General features: G+C 68.8%; 19 protein-coding genes. 10 read left to right on the top strand and 9 right to left on the bottom strand.

Annotated elements, in window-relative coordinates:
• Positions 1 to 5: 5 nt before the first annotated feature.
• Genes HF886_RS04395 through HF886_RS04385 form a run of 3 tightly spaced genes read left to right on the top strand, consistent with a single transcriptional unit; the run spans position 6 to position 5,951 of the window.
• The gene (locus HF886_RS04395) at positions 6 to 563 is read left to right on the top strand and encodes a hypothetical protein (protein ID WP_206038565.1); all 558 of its coding nucleotides are present in this window, start codon (positions 6 to 8) and stop codon (positions 561 to 563) included.
• Between the two features lie 31 nt (positions 564 to 594).
• Entirely contained in the window at positions 595 to 5,154 is a 4,560-nt protein-coding gene (locus tag HF886_RS04390; RefSeq protein ID WP_169651669.1) for an ATP-dependent helicase, read from the top strand.
• A gap of 2 nt (positions 5,155 to 5,156) precedes the next feature.
• A complete protein-coding gene (locus tag HF886_RS04385; protein ID WP_169651668.1) occupies positions 5,157 to 5,951 on the top strand; it encodes an Fpg/Nei family DNA glycosylase in 795 nt (264 codons plus the stop codon).
• Here the strand turns inward: HF886_RS04385 and HF886_RS04380 are convergent.
• Complete coding sequence (locus HF886_RS04380) at positions 5,927 to 6,544, bottom strand: TetR/AcrR family transcriptional regulator (protein ID WP_169651667.1); 618 nt, start codon at positions 6,542 to 6,544, stop codon at positions 5,927 to 5,929. The two genes, HF886_RS04385 and HF886_RS04380, sit on opposite strands and share 25 nt — an antisense overlap.
• A gap of 50 nt (positions 6,545 to 6,594) precedes the next feature.
• On the opposite strand from HF886_RS04380, the gene HF886_RS04375 reads away from it, so the two are divergent.
• Both HF886_RS04375 and HF886_RS04370 read left to right on the top strand, forming a co-directional pair.
• Positions 6,595 to 7,617 (top strand): oxygenase MpaB family protein, encoded by a 1,023-nt coding sequence (locus HF886_RS04375; protein WP_169651666.1) that lies wholly within the window; start codon positions 6,595 to 6,597, stop codon positions 7,615 to 7,617.
• A 4-nt stretch (positions 7,618 to 7,621) separates the two neighbouring features.
• Positions 7,622 to 8,161, top strand: coding sequence for a hypothetical protein (locus HF886_RS04370; RefSeq protein WP_169651665.1), 540 nt, complete (start codon positions 7,622 to 7,624; stop codon positions 8,159 to 8,161).
• A 38-nt stretch (positions 8,162 to 8,199) separates the two neighbouring features.
• On the opposite strand, the gene glpD is transcribed toward HF886_RS04370, so the two are convergent.
• Positions 8,200 to 9,915, bottom strand: coding sequence for a glycerol-3-phosphate dehydrogenase (gene glpD, locus HF886_RS04365; RefSeq protein WP_169620002.1), 1,716 nt, complete (start codon positions 9,913 to 9,915; stop codon positions 8,200 to 8,202).
• Positions 9,916 to 10,044: 129 nt separating this feature from the next.
• Here glpD and glpK point away from each other — a divergent pair, with 129 nt between their 5' ends.
• Positions 10,045 to 11,559 carry a glycerol kinase GlpK gene (gene glpK, locus HF886_RS04360; RefSeq protein ID WP_169651664.1) on the top strand — a complete coding sequence of 505 codons (1,515 nt, stop codon included), beginning with the start codon at positions 10,045 to 10,047 and terminating at the stop codon, positions 11,557 to 11,559.
• 23 nt (positions 11,560 to 11,582) lie between these two features.
• Here the strand turns inward: glpK and HF886_RS04355 are convergent, their stop codons facing one another.
• The gene (locus HF886_RS04355) at positions 11,583 to 12,620 is read right to left on the bottom strand and encodes an alpha/beta hydrolase (protein WP_240954889.1); all 1,038 of its coding nucleotides are present in this window, start codon (positions 12,618 to 12,620) and stop codon (positions 11,583 to 11,585) included.
• Between the two features lie 62 nt (positions 12,621 to 12,682).
• Here HF886_RS04355 and HF886_RS04350 point away from each other — a divergent pair, with 62 nt between their 5' ends.
• Positions 12,683 to 13,324 (top strand): TetR/AcrR family transcriptional regulator, encoded by a 642-nt coding sequence (locus HF886_RS04350; RefSeq protein ID WP_169651663.1) that lies wholly within the window; start codon positions 12,683 to 12,685, stop codon positions 13,322 to 13,324.
• On the opposite strand, the gene HF886_RS04345 is transcribed toward HF886_RS04350, so the two are convergent.
• The 3 genes from HF886_RS04345 to HF886_RS04335 all read right to left on the bottom strand — a co-directional run bounded on the left by HF886_RS04345 (position 13,309) and on the right by HF886_RS04335 (position 16,026).
• Entirely contained in the window at positions 13,309 to 14,112 is an 804-nt protein-coding gene (locus HF886_RS04345) for a MerR family transcriptional regulator (protein WP_240954888.1), read from the bottom strand. The genes HF886_RS04350 and HF886_RS04345 overlap by 16 nt on opposite strands.
• Before the next feature lie 14 nt (positions 14,113 to 14,126).
• Positions 14,127 to 14,552, bottom strand: coding sequence for a VOC family protein (locus HF886_RS04340; RefSeq protein WP_169619859.1), 426 nt, complete (start codon positions 14,550 to 14,552; stop codon positions 14,127 to 14,129).
• Positions 14,553 to 14,628: 76 nt separating this feature from the next.
• Positions 14,629 to 16,026, bottom strand: coding sequence for an NAD(P)H-quinone dehydrogenase (locus HF886_RS04335; RefSeq protein WP_169619860.1), 1,398 nt, complete (start codon positions 16,024 to 16,026; stop codon positions 14,629 to 14,631).
• Between the two features lie 178 nt (positions 16,027 to 16,204).
• Between HF886_RS04335 and HF886_RS04330 the strand changes: the two genes are divergently transcribed.
• Positions 16,205 to 16,675 (top strand): gamma-glutamylcyclotransferase, encoded by a 471-nt coding sequence (locus tag HF886_RS04330; protein WP_169619861.1) that lies wholly within the window; start codon positions 16,205 to 16,207, stop codon positions 16,673 to 16,675.
• Between the two features lie 18 nt (positions 16,676 to 16,693).
• Here HF886_RS04330 and HF886_RS04325 read toward each other — a convergent pair whose 3' ends face one another.
• Genes HF886_RS04325 through HF886_RS04315 form a run of 3 tightly spaced genes read right to left on the bottom strand, consistent with a single transcriptional unit; the run spans position 16,694 to position 19,756 of the window.
• Positions 16,694 to 17,851: a M20 family metallopeptidase gene (locus tag HF886_RS04325; protein WP_169651661.1), complete on the bottom strand. Its 1,158-nt coding sequence runs from the start codon at positions 17,849 to 17,851 to the stop codon at positions 16,694 to 16,696.
• A complete protein-coding gene (locus HF886_RS04320; protein ID WP_169651660.1) occupies positions 17,848 to 19,008 on the bottom strand; it encodes a M20 family metallopeptidase in 1,161 nt (386 codons plus the stop codon). Before HF886_RS04320 ends, HF886_RS04325 begins: the two co-directional genes overlap by 4 nt.
• A gap of 49 nt (positions 19,009 to 19,057) precedes the next feature.
• Positions 19,058 to 19,756, bottom strand: coding sequence for an enoyl-CoA hydratase/isomerase family protein (locus HF886_RS04315; protein WP_169619864.1), 699 nt, complete (start codon positions 19,754 to 19,756; stop codon positions 19,058 to 19,060).
• 65 nt (positions 19,757 to 19,821) lie between these two features.
• Between HF886_RS04315 and HF886_RS04310 the strand changes: the two genes are divergently transcribed.
• On the top strand, positions 19,822 to 20,634 hold the full coding sequence (locus HF886_RS04310; protein ID WP_169619865.1) for a purine-nucleoside phosphorylase: 813 nt from the start codon (positions 19,822 to 19,824) through the stop codon (positions 20,632 to 20,634).
• On the top strand, positions 20,631 to 22,109 hold the full coding sequence (locus HF886_RS04305; RefSeq protein ID WP_169651659.1) for a phospho-sugar mutase: 1,479 nt from the start codon (positions 20,631 to 20,633) through the stop codon (positions 22,107 to 22,109). The genes HF886_RS04310 and HF886_RS04305 overlap by 4 nt, the downstream gene beginning before the upstream one ends.
• Positions 22,110 to 22,130: the final 21 nt, after the last annotated feature.

Raw genomic sequence — 22,130 nt, 5'->3', positions numbered from 1 at the left:
TGAACATGCCTTCGCCCGACTCCGTCTCCGAACTCCCCCTACGCGACACCAAGTACAGGGAGCTCGCGCGCTACCCCGAATTCGGCATCGTCACAGCATGGTTGCGCGATTACATCCGGTCGAGCGTGCCCAACGCACGGATGAGCGAGCGGGAGTACTGGTCGGTCGCGTGCCTGCCCGACAATTCGGTGTCGCCGACGGGCCGCCGACTCGTGAGCGTGTATGCCGGTGATCTCGAGGTGGCCGGCCTCCACCTCGACACCCCGGGACCGGGTCTGCGGAATGTCCAGGGCTGGATCACAGTGACGCGAGAAGGTCTGGAAGAGGCCTGCGGCGCGTCCCTCGACCGGATCGCTGCAACCTTCCCTGCGCTGAATGTGACGCACAGCGGTGCGATGGCCACGATCGCATGGACGGAAACACCCGAGAGCCGGGAGCAGTTCGACGCCCTGCCGTGGCGGGCGCCGGCCCGTGCCCTCGTCACCGAACTGGTCCGCACCGGGCGCAACCGGTGGGCCGACCTGCACTCGCCTCAGATCGCTCAATTCGCCTTCGAGGACTGAGCCTGTCGGCGGTCGGGTGCACGATAGACAGGTGAGCTCTGTCCTCGACCGATTCTCCGCACCGACCCGTGAATGGTTCGGCGGAGCTTTCGACGCCCCGACTCCCGCTCAGCTCGGTGCGTGGGAGTCGATCTCGTCCGGCGCGCACACCCTGGTCGTGGCACCCACCGGTTCCGGCAAGACGCTCTCCGCGTTCCTGTGGTCGCTCGACCGGCTCGCCGCCACCCCGGCCGACGAGACGGTCGCCCGCGAGCAGCGCACGCGGGTGCTCTACGTCTCGCCGCTCAAAGCTCTCGCGGTCGACGTCGAACGCAACCTGCGATCGCCGCTGGTCGGGATCACCCAGACCGCCAAACGGCTCGGCCTCACCCCACCGGACATCAGCGTCGGGGTCCGCTCCGGCGACACCTCGCAGGCCGACCGGCGCAAGCTCGCCCGCACCCCACCCGACATCCTGATCACCACTCCCGAGTCGCTGTTCCTCATGCTCACCTCGTCGGCGCGGGAGAACCTCGCCGGCGTGGAGACCGTGATCGTGGACGAGGTGCATGCCGTTGCCGGCACCAAACGGGGCAGCCATCTCGCGCTGTCGCTCGAACGGCTCGACCTGCTGCTGCGCGCGCCCGCGCAGCGCATCGGACTGTCCGCGACGGTACGGCCCCACGAGGAGGTCGGCCGGTTCCTCGCCGGTGGCGCGCCGATCCGGATCGTCGCACCCCCGGCGGCCAAGACGTGGGATCTCACGGTCCGGGTCCCGGTGGAGGACATGACGGAACTCGGTGTCGCCGAGCCGGACGAGGACTCTGCGTCGCCCACTCCCCAGGCGGGGTCGATCTGGCCGCACGTCGAGGAACAGATCGTCGACCTCATCACCGCACACAGGTCGACCATCGTGTTCGCGAACTCGCGACGGCTCTCCGAGCGGCTCACCGCCCGGCTCAACGAGATCTACGCCGAACGCACCGGCACCGAGGTCGACCGCGTGGGCAGACCCCCGGCCCAGATCGGGGCGCCCACCGAAGTCACGTACGGCGCCGAACCGGTGCTCGCACGCGCGCACCACGGCTCCGTCAGCAAGGATCAGCGCGCCCTCATCGAGGACGATCTCAAGACCGGGCGCCTGCGGTGCGTGGTGGCCACCTCGAGCCTCGAACTCGGCATCGACATGGGTGCGGTCGACCTGGTCATCCAGGTGGAGGCACCGCCGTCCGTCGCGAGCGGCCTGCAACGGGTGGGCCGCGCCGGGCACCAGGTGGGTGAGACGTCCCGCGGTGTGCTCTTCCCCAAGCACCGCACCGATCTCATCCATTGCGCCGTCACGGTGGAGCGCATGGTCGCCGGGCAGATCGAAGCGTTGCAGGTACCCGCCAATCCCCTCGACGTGCTGGCCCAGCAGACTGTCGCGGCGACCGCGCTCGAACCGCTCGACGTCGACGACTGGTTCGACACCGTGCGGCGCAGCGGATCGTTCGCGTCCCTGTCGCGACCCGTGTTCGAGTCGGTGCTCGACCTCATCGCGGGACGCTATCCGTCCGACGAGTTCGCCGAGCTACGGCCGCGTGTGGTGTGGGACCGCACCGAGGGCACGCTCACCGGGCGCCCGGGCGCGCAGCGACTCGCGGTCACCTCGGGCGGCACCATCCCCGACCGCGGATTGTTCACCGTGTTCATGGTGGGCGAGAAGAACACCCGTGTCGGAGAACTCGACGAGGAGATGGTCTACGAATCGAGGGTCGGCGATGTGTTCGCACTCGGTGCCACCAGTTGGAGGATCGAAGAGATCACGTTCGACCGGGTACTGGTCTCGCCCGCTTACGGTCGTCCCGGCCGCTTGCCGTTCTGGCACGGAGACAGCCAGGGCCGGCCCGCAGAACTCGGAGCCGCTCTGGGCGCGTTCATCCGCGAACTGGGCCACGCCGACGCCGAGGAAGCCGAAAAACGCTGTCGCAACGGCGGACTCGACGAGAACGCGACGACCAACCTGATCGCTCTGCTCACCGAGCAGCGCACCGCGACAGGACAGCTTCCCACCGACCGCACCCTGGTGGTCGAACGGTTCCGCGACGAACTCGGCGACTGGCGACTGGTGCTGCACTCCCCGTTCGGATTGCGGGTACACGCACCGTGGGCACTGGCGGTGGGCGCCCGATTGCTCGAGCGGTACGGCGTCGAATCCCACCCGACGGCCTCCGACGACGGCATCATCGTGCGACTGCCCGACGCCGACGACGCGCCACCGGGGTCGGAGATCTTCGTCTTCGACCCCGAGGACATCGACGAGATCGTCACCGAGCAGGTCGGTGGATCGGCGCTGTTCGCGTCGCGGTTCCGGGAGTGTGCAGCCCGCGCACTGCTGTTGCCGCGCCGCAACCCCGGCAAGCGGGCGCCGTTGTGGCAGCAGCGGCAACGCTCGGCCCAATTGCTCGATGTCGCGCGGCGCTACCCGACCTTTCCGATTCTGCTCGAGACCGTCCGGGAGTGCCTGCAGGACGTCTACGACCTGCCCGCCCTGCACGACCTCCTCGGTCGCGTCGCCCGCCGGCAGATCCGCCTCGTCGAGGTGGAAACGCCCACCGCCTCCCCGTTCGCCTCGTCACTGCTGTTCAACTACGTCGGCGAGTTCCTCTACGAGGGAGACAGCCCGCTCGCCGAGCGCCGCGCGGCCGCGTTGTCGCTCGATTCGACGTTGCTGGCCGAACTGCTCGGTCGCGTGGAGTTGCGCGAACTGCTCGACGCCGACGTCATCGCCGACGCCGAACACGAACTGCAGCGACTGACACCGGAGCGGCGCGCGCGCGATGCCGAGGGTGTCGCCGACCTGTTGCGACTGGTCGGGCCGCTCACCGATGCCGAGTTGCACGAACGCACCACCGACGATCCGACCGAGTGGGTCGCCGACCTCGCCCGCCGGCGACGCGCACTCCGCGTGTCGTACGCGGGTGAACAATGGTGGGCCGCCATCGAAGACGCGTCCCGGTTGCGCGATGCGCTCGGCGTGCCGTTGCCCATCGGGGTGCCCACCGCGTTCGTCGAGCCGGTCGCAGATCCGCTCGGTGATCTCGTGGGCCGGTATGCCCGCACCCACGGTCCGTTCACCGCGGCCGAGGTCGCGGCGCGGTTCGGGCTCGGCACGGCCGTCGTCGACTCCGTGTTGCGGCGGATGGCCGCGGACAGGCGCGTTACGTCGGGGGAATTCCGTCCGGGTGCCACCGGGTCCGAATGGTGCGATTCCGAGGTGCTGCGGCGGCTGCGACGGCGGTCGCTCGCAGCGGCCCGCCAGGATGTCGAACCGGTCAGCACGGCCACGCTCGGCCGGTTCCTTCCCGACTGGCACCATCTCGGGACGGGTGCGGGTGGCAGTGCTCTCTACGGGCTCGACGGCGTTCTCACGGTCGTGGAACAACTCGCCGGGGTTCCGCTTCCGGCAAGCGCACTCGAGCCACTGGTCCTCGCACCCCGGGTGCGCGACTACTCACCGACGATGCTCGACGAACTCACCGCGACAGGTGAGGTGGTGTGGTCGGGCGCCGGGTCGATCTCCGGCAAGGACGGCTGGGTCCTGCTCCACCCCGCCGACCTGGCACCGGTGACCCTCGCGCCCGCCGAGGAACTCGACATGTCCCCGATCCACCACGCGATCCTCGACTCGCTCGCCGGTGGTGGCGCGTTCTTCTTCCGTCAGCTCACCGATGCCGTGTCCGCCCGGGAACCGACCGCCACCGACACGAATGTCGCTGCAGCACTGTGGGACCTGGTCTGGGGCGGATACATCTCGGGAGACACGCTTGCGCCGCTGCGGGCCTTGATCGGCGATACCTCCCGCGCGACGCCCGCGCACCGGACCCCGCGGCGCGCGCCGCGGGCGCGGATGTACCGAGCCCGCCCGGCGATGCCGTCGCGCACCGGCCCGCCCACCGTCGCCGGTCGCTGGTCGTTGCTCCCCGAACGCGAGACCGACGCGACGATCCGTGCACACAGCATCGCGGAACTGTTGCTCGAACGGTACGGAGTCGTCACCCGGGGGGTCGTGGTGAGCGAGGGTGTACCCGGCGGGTTCGCCACGATGTACAAGGTCCTCAGCCGGTTCGAGGAGCGCGGTCGTTGCCGACGTGGGTATTTCGTCGACTCGCTGGGAGGGGCCCAGTTCTCCACACCCGCGGTCGTCGACCGCCTGCGCTCGTTCGCCGACTCGATCGAAGGCCGGCACGACGAAACCGCGGCGATCACCCTCGCAGCCTGCGACCCGGCCAACCCGTACGGCGCCGCACTCCCGTGGCCGAAGTCCTCGGCCCCCGACGACGCACCCCGCCACCGCCCGGGACGCAAGGCCGGTGGCCTGGTGGTTCTCGTCGACGGCGCCCTCGTGCTGTTCATCGAACGCGGTGGCCGCACGATGCTCACCTTCGACGACGATCCGGGACTGCTGCGCAGTGCGTGTGCTTCCCTCGCCGCGACCGTCAAGCGCGGGGGCGTCGACAAGATCGTCGTGGAGAAGGTCGACGGTGCCTCCATCCACGGGCACGCGTTCGCCGACATCCTGGGCGAGTCCGGTTTCTCGGCGACGCCGCGCGGATACCGGTTGAGGTTCTGACGATGCCCGAGGGCGATACGGTCCACCGCGCGGCGCGGCAACTGAACGCCGCTCTGGCGGGGAGAACGCTCACCGAAACCGATTTCCGCGTACCTCGTTTCGCCACAGCGGATTTCACGGGTTGTGTCGTCGACGAGGTGGTGTCGCGGGGCAAGCACATCTTGATCCGGTTACCCGGCCACACGATCCATTCGCATCTGAAGATGGAGGGCGAGTGGCACATCTACCAGCGCGGCGCGCGGTGGCGTAAACCCGGTTTCAAGGCTCGCGTGGTACTGGGTACGGAACAGACGCAGGCCGTCGGGTTCGAACTGGGAATCCTCGAAGTTCTCCCCCGTGACCGGGAAGAGGATGCGGTGGGCCACCTCGGGCCCGATCTGCTCGGAGCCGACTGGGACGCGGCGCGCGCCGCGGAGAATCTGTCGCGCGACCCGCTCCGCCCGATCGGGGTTGCCGTGCTCGATCAGCGGGTCATGGCGGGCGTGGGCAATGTGTACCGGTCCGAATTGTGCTTCCTGCGCGGCGTCGATCCGCGGGAGCCGGTGGGTACGGCAGGTGATCCTCGGGGCTGGGTGGACCTCGCACACCGCATCCTCACCGCGAACCGCGAGCGGGCGGTGCGGGTCACCACGGGTGATCGTCGTCGCGGCCGGAACCTCTGGGTGTACGGGCGGCGCGGCGATCCCTGCCGACGTTGCGGGACACCCATCGAATCCTGGGACCTGGGCACGGCCGCCGAACCGGAGCGGGTGGTGTACCGGTGCCCCCGCTGTCAGCCGGGCGGTACCGGACCGTAAGCCTCTCCGGCATGTTCGAGTAGCGAAACGCACTGTGCCACCAGCATTTCCCGGGACACCGTGACGTCGCCTTCGAGGTAGCCCATGAACATGCTGGTGAACGCTCCGACCAGTCCCACGGCCACCAGGTGCCGATACGCTCGATCCTCGATGCCGGTGAGCCGGCCCTCGACGAGCGCGACGAATGCCGGCGCGAGTTCGAGACCACGGCTGCTGAGCGCGGGCTCGCGCAGCGGGGCCAGGAGCAGCACGCGCCCCTTGGCCGGATCATCGACGGCGAGACCGACGAAGGCCCGCACCGCAGCCTCCGCGACACCCGTCGGCGGCGCCGAGGCAACCGCGGCCGCGAGCGCCTCGCGCGCCTGTTTCGCGACGTGTGCGTACACCTCGCGGACGAAGGTGTCCCGGTCGGTGAAGCTCTCGTAGAAGTACCGCTCGGTGAGTTCGGCCGCGCGGCACACGGCACGGACGTTCGCGATCGCACCGCCGGGCGCGCCGATCAGGTCGGTACCGGCGGTGAGGAGCCGTTCCCTGCGTACCCGTCGGCGTTCTTCGATGCCGACCCCCGCCCAACTGCGGCGCGTGGTGCCCACTGCTGTTTCCCGTCGTTGACTACGTGCCGGACAGATCCTACTCTGACAACATGCGTAGTCAGTATCCCGGCGGTCAGGGCGTCGACGAGCCGGCACCGGACGAGACGACGGCCCGTCCGGCTGCGGCACCGCCCGAGCCTCTCGGCCCCGACTCGCTGACCTGGAAGTACTTCGGCGGATGGCGCGGCATGCTGTTCGGGCCGTGGGCCGGGTCCATGCAGAACATGCATCCCGGCCTCGGTGCCGGAGTCGAGGAACACTCGGAGTTCTTCGACGAGCGCTGGGAGCGCCTCTACCGGTCGCTGTACCCGATCTACGGAGTCGTCTTCGACGGCCCGCGGGCACCGGAGACCGCCGCGCAGGTGCGGGGGTACCACAACACCATCAAGGGCGTCGACAAGAAGGGACGCAAGTACAACGCGCTGGACCCGGGCACGTTCTACTGGGCGCACGCGACGTTCTTCTACAGCCTCATGGTGTCGATCGAGTGGTTCGACGGCCCGCTCACCCTCGAAGAAAAGCATCGCCTCTTCGACGAGCACGTGCAGTGGTATCGCCTCTACGGCATGCCCATGCATTCGGTCCCCGAGTCGTGGGAGGCGTTTCTGGAGTACTGGGATCACATGTGCCGCAACGTGCTCGAAGACAACAAGGCGACCCGCGACGTCCTCGACCTGTCGAACCTCGATCGACCGCCGTTCCTGCGGTGGTTCCCCGAACCGGTCTGGAAAGCGCTGCGTCCGCCGGTCGTCGCCGGGTTCTCCTGGCTCACCGTCGGCCTCTACGACCCCCCGGTGCGCGACCTGCTCGGGTATCGCTGGAGTGCTCGCGACGAGAAGATCCACGCCTTCGTGGGCCGCGCCATCGGTCTGGGCGGCAAGGTCGTGCCGAAGCGCTTCCGCTATCACCCGCGCGCCCGAGCGGGCCTGGATCGCGCCGCCGGCCGCATCGCCCGGGACGCCCCGGTGCTGCACACCCCGGGCCGTAATCTGCCGCCCGTGGACCGCCGCGACTCGCCGGTGCATTACAGCCCGAAAGTCACATCACGGCACCGGCCCGGTGTGACACGCTGACGGGGTGTCCCCCACCCCGGCTCGCGACGCACCACGCCGGTCGGTTGCGTCCCGTCGTGTTCCGCTGTCACGCAATGCGGCGGCAAGCCGGATAAGTGCGTACGTCTACGGCAACGTGCTCGTCCTCGCAGCCCTGGTTCCGATCACGACCACCAGGCAGTACATCGGCATCGCGATCGTGCTGGGCACCGCGCTCTCGACGTTTCTGGCGCATGTGTTCGCGGAGTCGGTCTCGCAGAGCGTGCGGTCGGCGCGCCCACTCACCGGCGCCGAGCGCTGGGTGGAACTCCGCAACTCGGTCCCGATCCTGTCGTCCGCGTCGCTGCCGTGCCTCATTCTTCTCACGGCGTGGCTCGGATGGCTCGAACCTCGTACGGCACAAGTGCTCGCCGAGGTCGCGATTCTGATTCGCATCGGTTCGACGGTGTTCGTCGTCCAACGCCTGCAGGGCCGCCCCGCCGGGACCACGACCGTCTTCGCGGCGGTGGGATTGGCCCTGCTCGCGTCGGTGGTCGTGGTCGTCAAAATCGCACTCACGCACTGACGATCACGGACGTCCGGCGTGGCGGGCCCCTACTCACGTCACCTGGTGATCGGTACCGGCTCCAGGATCTCCCCGCGTGCTTCGGGGGCCGCCACCCGCAGGGCATCGGCCGACTCGTCGTCCGGCTGGGTCTGCGACAGGATTTCGGCTTCCACCCGGGCCCGGTAGATGTCGACCTCGCGATCGACCGTCTCCTCGTCCCACCCCAGGAGCGGTGCGACGAGCCGCGCCACCTGCTCCGCGCAGTGCACCCCGCGGTGGGAGTACTCGATCGCGATCCGGGTGCGCCGCGCCAGGATGTCCTCGAGATGCAGGGCGCCCTCCGCAGCGACCGCGTACACCGCTTCCACCTGAAGGTAACGCGGCGCATCGGTCAGCGGCTCGAGCAATTCGGGCCTGTTTTTCGCGTGCTCGAGGACCTGGTCGATCATCGAGCCGTACCGGTCGAGGAGGTGCTTGACCCGATAGGGATGCAACCCGTATTCCTCGGCGAGGGACATGGTCTGGTTGACCAGCGCGAAGTACCCGTCGGCGCCCACGAGCGGCACCTTGTGCGTGATGGAGGGGGCGATCCGTGTCGGGATGTCCTCGGCGGCGAGATCGACGGCGTCCTCCGCCATCACGCGGTAGGTGGTGTATTTGCCGCCCGCGATGGCGATGAGGCCGGGTGCAACCCGCGCGACCGCGTGTTCGCGCGACAGTTTCGAGGTCTCGTCGCTCTCCCCCGCCAGCAGCGGCCGTAGCCCGGCGTACACCCCGTCGATGTCGTCGTGGGTGAGTGGCACGACGAGCACGCGGTTGACGTGGTCGAGGATGTAGTCGATGTCCGCTTTCGTGGCCGCCGGGTGGGCGAGATCGAGGTTCCAGTCGGTGTCGGTGGTGCCGATGATCCAGTGATTGCCCCACGGGATGACGAACAGCACGGACTTCTCGGTGCGCAGGATGATCGCCGAGTCGCTCACGATGCGATCACGCGGAACGACGATGTGGACGCCTTTCGACGCCCGCACCCGGAATCTGCCCCGCTGGCGGGACAAAGCCTGGATCTCGTCGGTCCACACACCCGTCGCGTTGATGACCGCGCTTCCGCGCACGTCGATGACGGAGCCGTCCTCCGTGTCGCGCACACGGACTCCCGCGACTCCGTCGGCCTCCCGCAGGAATCCGACGACCTGCGTCGACGTCCGGACAACCGCCCCGTAGTGCGCGGCCGTCCTCGCGACCGTCATGGTGTGGCGCGCATCGTCGACCACGGTGTCGTAATACGAGATTCCGCCGGTGAGCGAGGAGCGCTTGAGACCGGGGACCATGCGCAACGCGCCCGCCCTCGTCAGGTGCTTCTGCGCCGGCACCGACTTCGCGCCACCCATCCGGTCGTACAGGAAGATCCCCGCACCGATGTACGGACGTTCCCATACCCGATGGGTAAGCGGAAAAAGGAACTTCAACGGCTTGACCAGGTGCGGAGCGAGGGTGGTCAGCGCAAGTTCACGTTCGCGCAGCGCTTCTCTCACCAGACCGAACTCGAGTTGTTCCAGGTATCGCAAGCCGCCGTGGAACATTTTCGACGACCGGCTCGACGTCCCCGATGCGTAATCGCGGGCCTCCACGAGCGCGACCCGCAGTCCTCGTGTCGCCGCGTCGAGCGCCGCACCGGCTCCGACGACACCCCCGCCGATGACGATGACGTCGAATTGTTCGGTGGCGAGTTGCCGCCATGCGTCGGCGCGCTGTTGCGGTCCGAGGGGTTGCACACCTGGTTGATTCACCGCACCGCTCCCGTGAGTCGCCGACGTATCCCCGACAAGGCTAGTAGTTTCGACCGCGCAGCGCGCAGTAGATGCTGCCCTGAGCCATCCCGTCCGCCCTATCGAGGATCATCCGTGAACCAGTACATCGCCGCGATCGACCAGGGCACCACCTCGAGCCGGTGCATCATCTTCGACCACGACGGCCGTATCGTGTCCGTCGCGCAGAAGGAACACCGGCAGTTCTTTCCGCGCGCCGGCTGGGTGGAGCACGACCCCGAGGAGCTGTGGCTCAACACACGCGAAGTGGCTGCCGTGGCACTGGCCAAGGCGGACGTGCGCAGGCAGGACATCGCCGCGATCGGCATCACGAATCAGCGCGAGACGACGGTCGTCTGGGACCGCACGACAGGCAAGGCGGTCTACAACGCGATCGTCTGGCAGGACACGCGAACCGACCGGCTCGTCGAAGAACTCGCGGATGACGCAGGCGTGGACCGCTACCGCGACGTCACGGGCCTTCCACTCTCGACCTACTTCGCGGGCCCCAAAGTGCGCTGGATACTCGACAACGTCGAGGGTGCCCAGGAGAGGGCAAACGCCGGGGAACTGGTGTTCGGCACCATCGACAGCTGGATCGTATGGAAACTGACGGGCGGTGCCGGTGAAGACGGGCACGGACCGGGAGTCCACATCACCGACGTCACCAACGCCTCCCGCACGATGCTGATGAATCTGGACACTTTGCAGTGGGATCCGGAGATCTGCGCGGATTTCGGGATACCGGTCTCGATGCTTCCCGAGATCCGGAGTTCGTCCGAGGTCTACGGGCACGCCCGCGAACGCGGACCCTACGCGGGCGTCCCCATCGCCGGGATCCTCGGCGACCAGCAGGCCGCGACGTTCGGTCAGGCCTGCCTGTCCCCCGGCGAAGCCAAGAACACCTACGGCACAGGGAACTTCCTGCTCCTCAATACGGGCACGACACCGGTCCGCAGCGAACACGGACTGCTCACCACCGTGTGTTACCGCATCGGGGACCGGCCCGCCGTCTACGCGCTCGAGGGCTCGGTCGCCGTCACGGGGTCGCTCGTCCAATGGCTGCGCGACAACCTGGGGATTCTGCGGTCCGCCGCCGAAGTCGAGCAACTCGCCGCATCCGTGCCGGACAACGGCGGGGCGTACATCGTGCCGGCCTTCTCGGGCTTGTTCGCGCCGCGTTGGCGCCCCGACGCGCGCGGCGTGATCACGGGCCTGACCAGGTTCGTCGACAAACGGCACCTCGCGCGGGCGGCACTCGAAGCCACCGCGTATCAGACCCGGGAGGTCATCGAGGCGATGCACGCCGATTCGGGCGTCGAACTCCACACGTTGAAGGTCGACGGCGGAATGGTCGTGAACGACCTGCTCATGCAGTTCCAGGCCGACATCCTCGGCGTGCCGGTCGTGCGGCCGGTGGTCGCCGAAACCACCGCTCTCGGTGCGGCATACGCGGCGGGACTGGCCGTGGGCTACTGGAACGGTGAGGACGACATCCGGCACAACTGGGAAGCCCAGAAGACGTGGGAGCCGACCATGCGCGCCGACGAGCGCGAACGTCTGTTCGCAGGATGGAACAAGGCGGTCGAGCGCACCTACGACTGGGCCTGACCACACCACGTCCTCGCGTGCGGTCAACCCCGCTCGGCGTCGCGCCAGAACTCGGGGAGTTTCACGGCCAGAAAGTCTTTCGCTTGCATAGGAAGCGAATGCGTGGTGTCGGGCACGATATCGACCGTCGCATCGGGGAGACGGCGGGCGCGCTCGGCGGCAGACCTGCCTCCGGCGAGCGAATCTCGTTCTGCGATAGCGACGTACGTGGGCATCACCAGCGAATTCAGCGCGGCGTCGTTCAAAGGTGACGGGGTCGGAAGTTGCGCCGAGAAGTGTTCCGAAGCGGCGGCGATCATCTTTGACATGTCGTCGTTCGGGTCGAACTCGGCGCCTCCCACCTTTCCGAGTGCGGTGTTGTGCCAGCTCTCGGGCAGGAACGGGACGGTCGAGATCATCGTCCAAGCGAGCATGCGCACCGGGGGGTAGGCAAAGGTGAACACGGGCTCGAGAAGCGTCAACGACCGGACGCGCTCGGGGAACCGGTGAGCGTAGGCCGCCGCGCTCGCGCCGCCGAACGAATGACCGACTACGTGAGCGCCCTCGGGTGCGAGTTCGCCGAGCACCTCGGAAATCCACAGTGCCTGCTGCTCGGTCGAGGACAGCGGAACACTCTGGATCGACAAACCGGCATCGCCGAGCGCGTCGAACGCGAGCACACGGCGGTGAGGCAGGAACGTGCCGAGGTTCTCCGCCCACATCGGAACACCCGAAGACATGCCTGGGATCAGGACGACCGGAACTGCACCATCCGCCCCGCCCGAGAACCATTCGTACACGCGTACCGATCCGAATCGGGTCGCGAGGTCGTGGGTCGCGGTCGGCGGGGGAAGAGCAGACATCGCCCGGTCGTAGGTCTCGACATAGATTTCGCGCCCCTCGGCGTCACGAAAGTGGCCGACGCCCGGAGCGCCGAAGAAGAACTGCCCGATCCCCACCACACCCACTGCGGACAGAACGACAGTCAGCGCCATGCCGGTGCGGCGCAGCCATCGGTGAGGGCCGCGGTCGCGTCCTGGAGCATCCGGCCGGACGTCCGCTCTGTTCGTGCGTTCGCTCATGAGGTATCCCGAGGCCGACGGTTCGAACTTTTACAGTATACGCATATTGTAAAGTTCTCGGTATGCCGAAGGTTGTCGATCACGCTCGACGTCGCAGGGAAATCGTGTGGGCTCTGTGGGCCGTCATTCACGAACGAGGCATCGACGGCGTGACCTTTCGGGCGGTCGCAGCCGAGGCGGGCGTCTCGATCGGCCGAATCCAGCACTACTTCGAGTCGAAAGAACACTTGATCCGGTGCGGTGCGGAGGAAATCGTCGCCGGCGCCGAGCAGTCCTACCGTGACGGCGACTCGCACACCGACCCTCGCGCAGCGCTCGACACCCTCCTGACGCAACCTGTTCCGACGACCGGCCCGTCCCTCATCGGCGCCTCGGTCTGGTACGCGTATCTGGCTCGGGCCGTGAGCGATCCGTGGATCCGGGGCTTCATCACGGACGCCTCACGAGGAACGGTCCGTGAGGCGGAGCGGCTCCTCGGAAGCGCCGGGCTCTCGGCAGAACACGCGCACGCCGCAGCGATGCGGTTGGTTGCTCTCAGCAACGGCGCCACGCAATCGGTACTCGTCGGCGCGATGGAGGCCGACGTCGCGAACCGCCTCATCACCAGGGAGATCGACCGGACGTTCGACGACACCGACGGTCCGATCGCGTCTCGGACCGAGGCGACCGAACGCACCTACGACCGAGCTCACCCCGGTCGATAGTCCTCGGGCACGGGATGCACGACGCGCGTGCGCATCTCGTCTTCGCCGACCACCGCTGGGTCGGTGAGGTAGTACTCACGCACAGGGCCTTCCACGGGCACACCGTCGTCGGCGAGACGCGCGAACAACACGTGATAGGCGACCGGTAACAGCGCCGGCGCGCCCGTGAAGTCCACGCCCGCAAAGACCCCGCCGGGCAGAGTGACGGTCTGCGCCTCGACTGCCTGGTCCAGCCGGGCGCCGCAGCCGATTTCCAGACCCACCCCGAACGAGACCTCGCCGTCGAGCGCGGCGGGGTATCGGCCGACGACTGACGCCGACTCGTCCAGACCATACCGCCGGGCATGCGCGAGCAGGGTGCCGATCGCCTCCGAGGCGGACTCGTCGAGCGTCTCCGCCGCGGCACAGGATTCTCTCCACAACACCGTTGCCGCGTCGATGTGGTGAACGGCAACGGGAAGATCCGCGTCCACCGCGCTCCCCAGAGAATCGACGAGAGCGAACGACCGGGCCGCGCGCGCCGCGTCCCGTTCGATGCGGGCACGCTCGGCCGCGAGCACCTCGCTCCCCTGCGCCGGATCGCTCAGGAACACCCGGATCGCCGCGACCGACACATCCGCACGGCGAAGCAATCCGATCCGCAGCGCCGTCGCCAGTTGTGACGGCGCGTAGAAACGGTAGCCGGTGCCGGGGTCCACGCGGTCCGGGGTGAGCAGCCCCTCGCGGTCGTAATACCGCAGTGCCTTCACCGTCAGTCGTGCGGCGCGCGCGAACTCACCGATGCTCATCCAGCGCGCCTCTGTCATTGCGGCCCGCCGGAGACCGCGGCGCTCTCGGCGAGGTCGCCGGCGTACGGGATCACGGTGATCACGTCCACGAGCAACCCGTCGGGGTCGGTCGTCATGAAGTGCCGCTGCCCGAAATCCTCGTCCCGGAGCGACAACACGATCGGAAGTTCCGCAGCGATCGCCGCGGCGTGCACGCGGTCGACGTCCTCGACCTCGACGGACACGAGCACACCCGCCGGCGCCGCCCGGAATCCCTCGGGGACGGTGTGGTGTCCTCGTTCGACGAGTCCCAGTTGCACGGACTCGCTACCGGGGGCTTGCAACTGCACGTACCACCCGCTGTCGAATACGACGGCGAGGTCGAGCAGTCCGGTGTAGAAGTCGCGGCTGCGGGCCACGTCGGCGGCCGGGACCACGGGAAAGATGCTGTTGATCGTCATACACCCACCCTCGTTCCTCCCCTGAGGGGAGAGTCAAGCCCCGGCGCGCCACGCGGTCTCGCAGCGTCGTGCGGGGTCAGTCCAGGTCGTCGTGACGCATCAGCTGGCGGGCTGCCTCGGTCACCGAGCCGCTGAGCGACGGGTAGACCGCGAACGTCTGCGCCAGGTCCGCCACGCTGAGATTGTTCTGCACCGCGAGTGCGATCGGCAGGATCAACTCGGATGCGGTGGGTGCGACGACCACGCCGCCGATCACGACGCCCGTCGCGGGCCGGCAGAAGATCTTCACGAAACCGCGACGCACTCCCGACATCTTGGCGCGGGGGTTGGTGTTGAGCGGCAGCATGACCGTCCGGGCGGGAACCTCACCGGCGTCGATGGTGGCCTGGCTCACGCCGACCGCCGCGATCTCGGGACGGGTGAACACCGCCGCCGCAACGGTCTTGAGCTTGATCGGGCTCACGCCCTCGCCGAGCGCGTGGTACATCGCGATGCGGCCCTGCATGGCGGCGACCGATGCCAGCGGCAGCAGTCCCGAGCAGTCACCTGCGGCGTAGATCCCGGGAACCGCGGTGCGCGAGACCCGGTCGACGGGCAGGAATCCACCACGGTCGAGTTCGAGCCCGACCTTGTCGAGCCCGAGTCCCTGCGTGTTCGGGACGGAACCGACGGTCATGAGCGCGTGGCTGCCCTCGACGATCCTGCCGTCGGCGAGCAGCACCCGGACACCGTTCTCGGTGCGCTCGACGGCGTCGGCACGGGCGTGCTTGACGAGGGTCACGCCCCGCTCGGCCAGGACGTCTTCGAGTACGAGCGCTGCGTCCTCGTCCTCGTGCGGCAACACGCGGTCGCGGCTCGAGACGAGGGTGACGTGCACCCCGACCTCGGTGTACGCGGATACGAACTCGGCGCCGGTGACACCGGAACCCACGACGACCAGCTCCTCGGGCAGGGTGTCGAGGTCGTACAGCTGGCGCCACGTGAGGATGCGTTCGCCGTCCGGCTCTGCACCCGGCAGGATCCGGGGACTCGCGCCGGTGGCGATCAGGACCACGTCGGCGTCGAACACCTTCTCCTCGCCGGTGTGGAGGTTGGCGCGGACCTTGTGCGCGGCCATACCCGGCTGGCTGTCGATGAGTTCGCCGCGCCCGGAGTACAGCTTCACCCCGGCCGCCTCGAGCTTGGTGCGGATGTCGGACGACTGCGCGCGGGCGAGACTCTTGACGCGGGAGTGCACCTGCGGCAGGGCGACGGTCGCGCCCTCGAGCTCGATGCCCAGGTCCCCGGCACGCCGCATGTCCGTACGTACCCCGGTGGACGCGATGAACGTCTTGGACGGGACGCAGTCGAACAGGACACACGCACCGCCGATTCCGTCCGAATCGATCAGTGACACCGATGCGCCGTATTGTGATGCGACCAGCGCGGCCTCGTATCCCGCGGGGCCGCCGCCGATGATGACAATCCGGGTCATGGTTCTCCTCTGTATCGATTCCGAAGGGTGCCGGGGGACGAGCGCAACGCACGCGGGGGTGTGCGGGCGTCCCCGACAACGCTATGCCACGGGCATGCCCACTCGCATACGGACCTGGCAACACAGGCGACGAGCGCCCCTGATCTTGCGGCGGGCGGCGACCCGTTAGCCTTATGCCGTGCCGATCTACGCCGCCTACGGGTCCAACATGCATCCCGAGCAGATGCTGAAGCGCTGCCCGCACTCCCCGATGGCGGGGACGGGCTGGCTGCACGGGTGGCGGCTGACATTCGCGGGCGCCGATATCGGCTGGGAAGGCGCTCTCGCCACAGTGGTCGAGGATCCGGCGGCGAAGGTCTTCATCGTCCTCTACGACGTCACCGAAGACGACGAGCGCAGCCTCGACAGCTGGGAAGGTGCCGAACTCGGGTTCCATCGCAAGATCCGCGTGCGCGTCGACACCGCCGACGGACCCGTGCTGGCGTGGCTGTATGTGGTCGACGGCTACGAGGGCGGTCTCCCGTCCGCGCGCTACCTGGGTGTGATGGCCGACGCCGCCGAGATCGCCGGAGCGCCCGCCGAGTACGTGCGGGATCTGCGCACTCGTAACAGCCGCAACGTGGGCCCGGGGCGTCCCGACAGCTTCTAGACCCGGCCCCCGGGCGAACTACCCGACGCCCAGCGCCAGATTCGTCATCACCCGGACACCGACGGCAAGGGCTCTCTCGTCGAGATCGAAGCCCGGCTGGTGGATGTCGAGCTGCGGCCCGCTGCCCGACCACACGCCGAGGCGGCCCATCGCGCCCGGCACATGCTCGAGATACCACGAGAAGTCTTCTCCGCCACCGGATTGCGGAGTGTCGGACAACGCGTCCGGTCCGACCGGACGGATCGCGTCCTCGAACATGCGGGCCGACTCCGTGTCGTTGACGACAGGTGGCACGCCACGCAGATAGTTCAGTTGATACCGCACACCCGTCGGTGCCAGGAGTCCGTGCACGATTTCCCGCACCATCGGCTCGAGCAGTTGCCAGGTCGCGTGGTCACCGGTGCGTACGGTGCCGGCGAGCATGCCGGTGCGGGGAATAGCGTTGGGCGCCTTGCCCGCACTGACAGCGCCCCACACCATGACGGTTCCGGTGCGGGGGTCGATGCGCCGGCTCAGCAGTCCCGGCAAGCCGGTGATCACCGCACCCAGCCCGTACACGAGGTCGCCGGTGAGGTGCGGGCGCGAGGTGTGACCGCCCGGAGAGTCCAGGACCAGTTCGACGGTATCTGCCGCGGACGTGATCGCGCCGGTCCGCATCCCGACCTTGCCCGCCTCGAGCCGCGGGTCGCAGTGCAGCGCGAAGATCCGCGACACCCCGTCCAGGCCACCGGCGGCGACCACGTCGAGAGCGCCGCCCGGCATCACTTCCTCGGCGGGCTGGAACACCAGCCGCACACCGACCGGCAACTCGGGCATCGACGCGAGCGCGAGACCCGTACCGAGCAGCACCGTGGTGTGTGCGTCGTGGCCGCAGGCGTGAGAGACACCCGGCACAGTCGACGAAAACGGCAGACCGGTCATCTCCTGGAGCGGCAGCGCGTCCATGTCGGCACGTAGCGCGATACGCGGACCGCCGGTGGGGCCCAGGTCGCAGATGAGGCCTGTTCCGCGAGGCAGCACCTTCGGAGCGAGTCCCGCGGCGGTCAGGTGCCGCGCGACGAACTCCGTGGTGGCGTACTCCTGACGTGCGAGTTCCGGATTGGCATGCAGGTGCCGGCGCCAGGCACTGAGATCTTCGGTGTGCGCGCCGAGCCACTTCTCCACGTACGGATTCATCGGCGCTCGACTCCCTCGAGCAACCGGGCGCGCTGGACGGGATCGGCGGCAGCGCGCGCAGCGGTCGCTGCGAGAGCGCGCGCGCCGTCGAGAACTGCGCGGTCGGCCGAGTCGGTGACGCATGCCGCGGCGAACGCTTCCTGATGCGTCACGGCACCACCGGAGTCCAATCCGATGACCGGATGAATTCCTGGCACCACGTTCGTCACGTTTCCCATGTCGGTGCTGCCCAGCGGGCGCGATCCTTCCTCTTCGGCGGGCAACGGCGCGCGGCCGAGCCCGATGATCTCCTCACGATATGCCTGCACCAGCCACGGGTCGGGTGTGAGCTCCGTGTAGGGCGGCGACACCGTCCTGATCCGGTGTGTGCAGCCCGTCGCGATCGCGCCGGCTGCGAAACAGCCCTCCGCACGCCGGCCGAGGTCGTCGAGCAGTTCGGCCGAGGTCGCGCGCAGGTAGTAGAGAAGCTCGGTGTGGCCGGGCACGATGTTGGGGGCGGCGCCGCCGTAGCCGACGATGCCGTGGATCTGCTGGCCCGGGTGCAGGTGCTGCCGCAGCAGGCCGACGGCGACCTGCGCGACGGTGGCGGCGTCCGCGGCGTTGCGCCCGTGTTCCGGGGCCGCGGAGGCGTGGGCCTCGCGGCCCAGATAATCGACGGCGATGTCGGAGAGTGCGAGCGAGGTCGCACCGGTGATGTCGATCGGTCCGGGATGCACCATCATCGCCGCGCCGACGTCGTCGAATACTCCGCGTTCGAGCATGAGGACCTTGCCGCCACCGGTTTCCTCGGCGGGCGTACCGATCACGCGGACGGTGACGCCGAGTTCGTCCGCGAGCGCGGCCAGACCGATGCCCGCGCCGACCGCGGCCGCAGCAATGATGTTGTGCCCGCACGCGTGTCCGATGCCGGGCAGCGCGTCGTACTCGGCGCAGAACGCGAGCACCAGGTCACCGCTGCCGAACCGGGCATCGAAGGCGGTCGGCAGGTCGGCGATGCCGGTGCGCACCTCGAAACCGCAGCCGCGCAGCACGTCGATGATCTTCGCGGCGCTGCGGTACTCCTCGAAGGCGAGTTCCGGTTCGGCGTGAATCGAATGCGACAGCGCGATCAAGGTGTCTGAAGCAGCCTCGATCGCGCTGTCGGCAAGTGTCGTCACGCTGTCCAGTCTGTCATGCCGGACCGACCCGACGGATCGGGCGGCAGCGTCAGCCGAGCACGAAGTTCGACGCGTCCGTCCGTATCTCGAGAGCAGCGATCAGAGGGGCGTGCAGACCACGCTTGATGGTCGTGAGGTTCTTGCCCCGGGTGCCGGTGAGCGCGGCGGCGCGTTCGACGGCCGCGGCGAGTACCGCGTCACCGTCGACGGTCTGCTCGACGATGCCGGACGCCACGGCGTCGGTGCCCCCGTAACGGCGACCGGTCGTGATGGCCTCCACCGCGGTCTGGATCGGCAGCCGGGACCGCACGAGCGCCGACATCCCCACCGTGAACGGCATGTTCAGCTGCACCTCGGGCAGGCACCAGAATCCCCGGTCCGCTCGCATGACACGGAAATCATGGGCCAGCGCAAGCATGGCTCCGGCACCGAACGCGTGGCCCTGCACGGCAGCGACCGTGGCGGCGGGGAAGGTCAGTATCCGCACGTAGAGGTCGTGCACGGTATCGAGGTACCCGGGCAGTTCCGTCAGGTTCGCGAACACCCAGTCGGTGTCGAGTCCGTTGCTCCAGAACTTGCCCGTCGCTGCGGTGACGAGGGCCGCGGGGCCGTCGTGCGCTTCGACCTCGTCGAGCAGCGCGCCGATCGCCGCGAGCCGATCCGGGTGGAAACGGTTGTCCGTCGCTTCCGCGTCGCGGTCGCCGAGGTGCAGTACGAAGACGTCGCCGTCGCGTTCGAGATAGGGCATGCGAGCCAGGATAACGCCCGTGGTTACTCGCAAGTAACCACGGCCGGGACGTTAGGGTCCGTGTCATGGGACACCCGGACGTCATTCTCGATCCCGCAGCCGAAGCGATCGCTGCCGCCGCCGTCATCGCCGAACGTTCGTCGGTGCCTGCGCACGGCGTCGCCGTCGTCCTGGGCTCGGGGTGGCGCGCGGCCGTCGAGAGGTTCGGCACGCCCGTCGCCACCGTGCCGATGAGCGAACTCCCCGGCTTTGCACCGCCCACCGCAGCCGGACATCCCGGCACCGTGCACTCGGTGCGGGCAGGCGACAACGCGGTTCTCGTTCTGGCGGGCCGCAGCCACGCCTACGAAGGTCACGACCTCACCCGTGTGGTCCATCCCGTCCGCACGGCCGTCGCTGCGGGCGCGCACACCGTGATCCTCACCAACGCCGCCGGCGGTATCGATCCCGATTTCGCGGTAGGTCAGCCGGTTCTGATCTCCGACCACCTCAATCTCACCGGCCGGTCGCCGTTGCGAGGTGCCCAGTTCGTGGACCTCGTCGACGCGTATTCCGCAGATCTACGTGCACTGGCCCGCGAGATCGACCCCAGCCTCGCCGAGGGCGTCTACGCGGGACTGCCCGGCCCCCACTACGAGACGCCCGCGGAGATCCGGATGCTGCGCACCCTCGGCGCGGATCTCGTGGGCATGTCCACCGTGCACGAGACGATCGCCGCGCGCGCCGCCGGTGCGCGGGTGCTCGGCGTCTCCCTCGTCACCAACGCCGCCGCCGGCATCACCGGCGCGCACCTCGACCACGCGGAAGTCCTCGCGGCGGGTCGCGACGCAGCCACCCGGATGGGCGATCTGCTCCGCGACCTGGCAGCGCGGCTGTGACGCTGCGTTTCGGCACCGCCGGGCTGCGCGGCCCGGTGGGCGACGGGCCCGACCGGATGAACGTGCCCGTGGTCGTTCGTGCCACGGCGGGCCTCGCACGCTGGCTCACCGACCGTGGCCACGGCGGCGGCACCGTCGTCGTCGGGCGCGACGCCCGGACCGGCTCGGCGGACTTCTTCGCCGCAGCGGCGGAAGTTCTCGCGGCGGCCGGGTTCGACGTGGTGGCACTGCCCCGCCCGCTTCCCACTCCCGTCACCGCGTTCGCGGTACGCGACCTCGGAGCCGTTGCGGGAGTTCAGATCACGGCGTCGCACAACCCCGCCGGCGACAACGGCTACAAGGTGTATCTCTCGGGCGGCGCACAGTTGGTCGCACCCGCCGACCGCGAGATCGAAGCCGCGATCGATGCAGCACCGGACGCGGCACAGATTCCGCGCACCACCGTCGTCACCTCGGGTGACGAACTTCTCGAGCGGTATCTCGCACGAGTGGCGACGTTGCCGCGCTCATCCCGGCGTGATGTGCGGATCGCCCTGACCCCGCTGCACGGTGTCGGCGGGGAGACCGCCGTCGCTGCGCTGCGCGCCGCGGGGTTCGACGACGTGCATGTCGTCGCGTCCCAGTTCGCCCCCGACCCCGCCTTTCCCACGGTCGCCTTCCCCAACCCCGAGGAGCCCGGTGCGTCCGACGCGCTGCTGGCACTCGCCTCCGCCGTCGGTGCCGACGTGGCCCTCGCCCTCGATCCCGACGCCGACCGCTGTGCGGTCGGAGTACCCACCGCGGACGGGTGGCGGATGCTGCGCGGTGACGAGACCGGGGTGCTGCTCGGCGAGCGCATCCTGGGCTCGGCGCCGCCCGACCCGCTCGTCGCCACGACCATCGTGTCCTCGACGCTGCTGGGCAAGCTCGCCGCGGCGCGCGGCGCCCGGTTCGCCCAGACCCTGACCGGCTTCAAGTGGCTCGCCCGCGCCGGAGACGGATTGGTCTACGCATACGAGGAGGCGATCGGTCACTGCGTCGACCCCGACGCGGTGCGCGACAAGGACGGCATCGCCACCGCCGTCGTGGTCGCGGACTTCGTTGCGGCTCTGAAAGCGTCGGGGCGCACGCTTCTCGATACCCTCGACGACCTGTACCGCGAGTTCGGTATCCACGTGGGCGACCAGGTCTCGCTGCGCGTCGACGATCTGAGCCGCATCGACGAGATCATGGCGCATCTGAGGTCGTCGCCACCGCGCACGCTCGCGGGCGAGGCGGTGACGGTCACCGACCTGGCTGCGGCCGACGGACCGCTGAACACCGACGCTCTCGTGTTCGAGGGCCCGACCGTGCGCGTGGTGGTGCGGCCGTCCGGCACCGAACCGAAGCTGAAGTTCTACCTCGAGGTCGTCACCGACATCGACCGCTCCACCGCGGAGACAACTCTCGGAGCCCTCCGCGAGTGGGCCTCCGCGCTCGGCGACTCGGTGCTCTGACCGACCGGCTCGGGATGCGAC

The organism is Rhodococcus sp. 105337, assembly GCF_012844225.1.
GTDB lineage: Bacteria > Actinomycetota > Actinomycetes > Mycobacteriales > Mycobacteriaceae > Rhodococcus.
Note: the sequence above shows the minus strand (reverse complement) of the source record. Positions and strands in the feature narration are given on the sequence as shown.

Bases quoted from the DNA above. Each gene is read 5' to 3' on its own strand.
- HF886_RS04345 (WP_240954888.1), bottom strand. From the start codon at position 14,112: ATGAGCATCGGTGAGTTCGCGCGCGCCGCACGACTGACGGTGAAGGCA.
- HF886_RS04325 (WP_169651661.1), bottom strand. From the start codon at position 17,851: ATGAATCCGTACGTGGAGAAGTGGCTCGGCGCGCACACCGAAGATCTC.
- HF886_RS04350 (WP_169651663.1), top strand. From the start codon at position 12,683: ATGCCGAAGGTTGTCGATCACGCTCGACGTCGCAGGGAAATCGTGTGG.
- HF886_RS04340 (WP_169619859.1), bottom strand. From the start codon at position 14,552: ATGACGATCAACAGCATCTTTCCCGTGGTCCCGGCCGCCGACGTGGCC.
- HF886_RS04385 (WP_169651668.1), top strand. From the start codon at position 5,157: ATGCCCGAGGGCGATACGGTCCACCGCGCGGCGCGGCAACTGAACGCC.
- HF886_RS04355 (WP_240954889.1), bottom strand. From the start codon at position 12,620: ATGAGCGAACGCACGAACAGAGCGGACGTCCGGCCGGATGCTCCAGGA.
- HF886_RS04335 (WP_169619860.1), bottom strand. From the start codon at position 16,026: ATGACCCGGATTGTCATCATCGGCGGCGGCCCCGCGGGATACGAGGCC.
- HF886_RS04375 (WP_169651666.1), top strand. From the start codon at position 6,595: ATGCGTAGTCAGTATCCCGGCGGTCAGGGCGTCGACGAGCCGGCACCG.
- HF886_RS04315 (WP_169619864.1), bottom strand. From the start codon at position 19,756: ATGCCCTATCTCGAACGCGACGGCGACGTCTTCGTACTGCACCTCGGC.
- HF886_RS04395 (WP_206038565.1), top strand. From the start codon at position 6: ATGCCTTCGCCCGACTCCGTCTCCGAACTCCCCCTACGCGACACCAAG.
- HF886_RS04310 (WP_169619865.1), top strand. From the start codon at position 19,822: ATGGGACACCCGGACGTCATTCTCGATCCCGCAGCCGAAGCGATCGCT.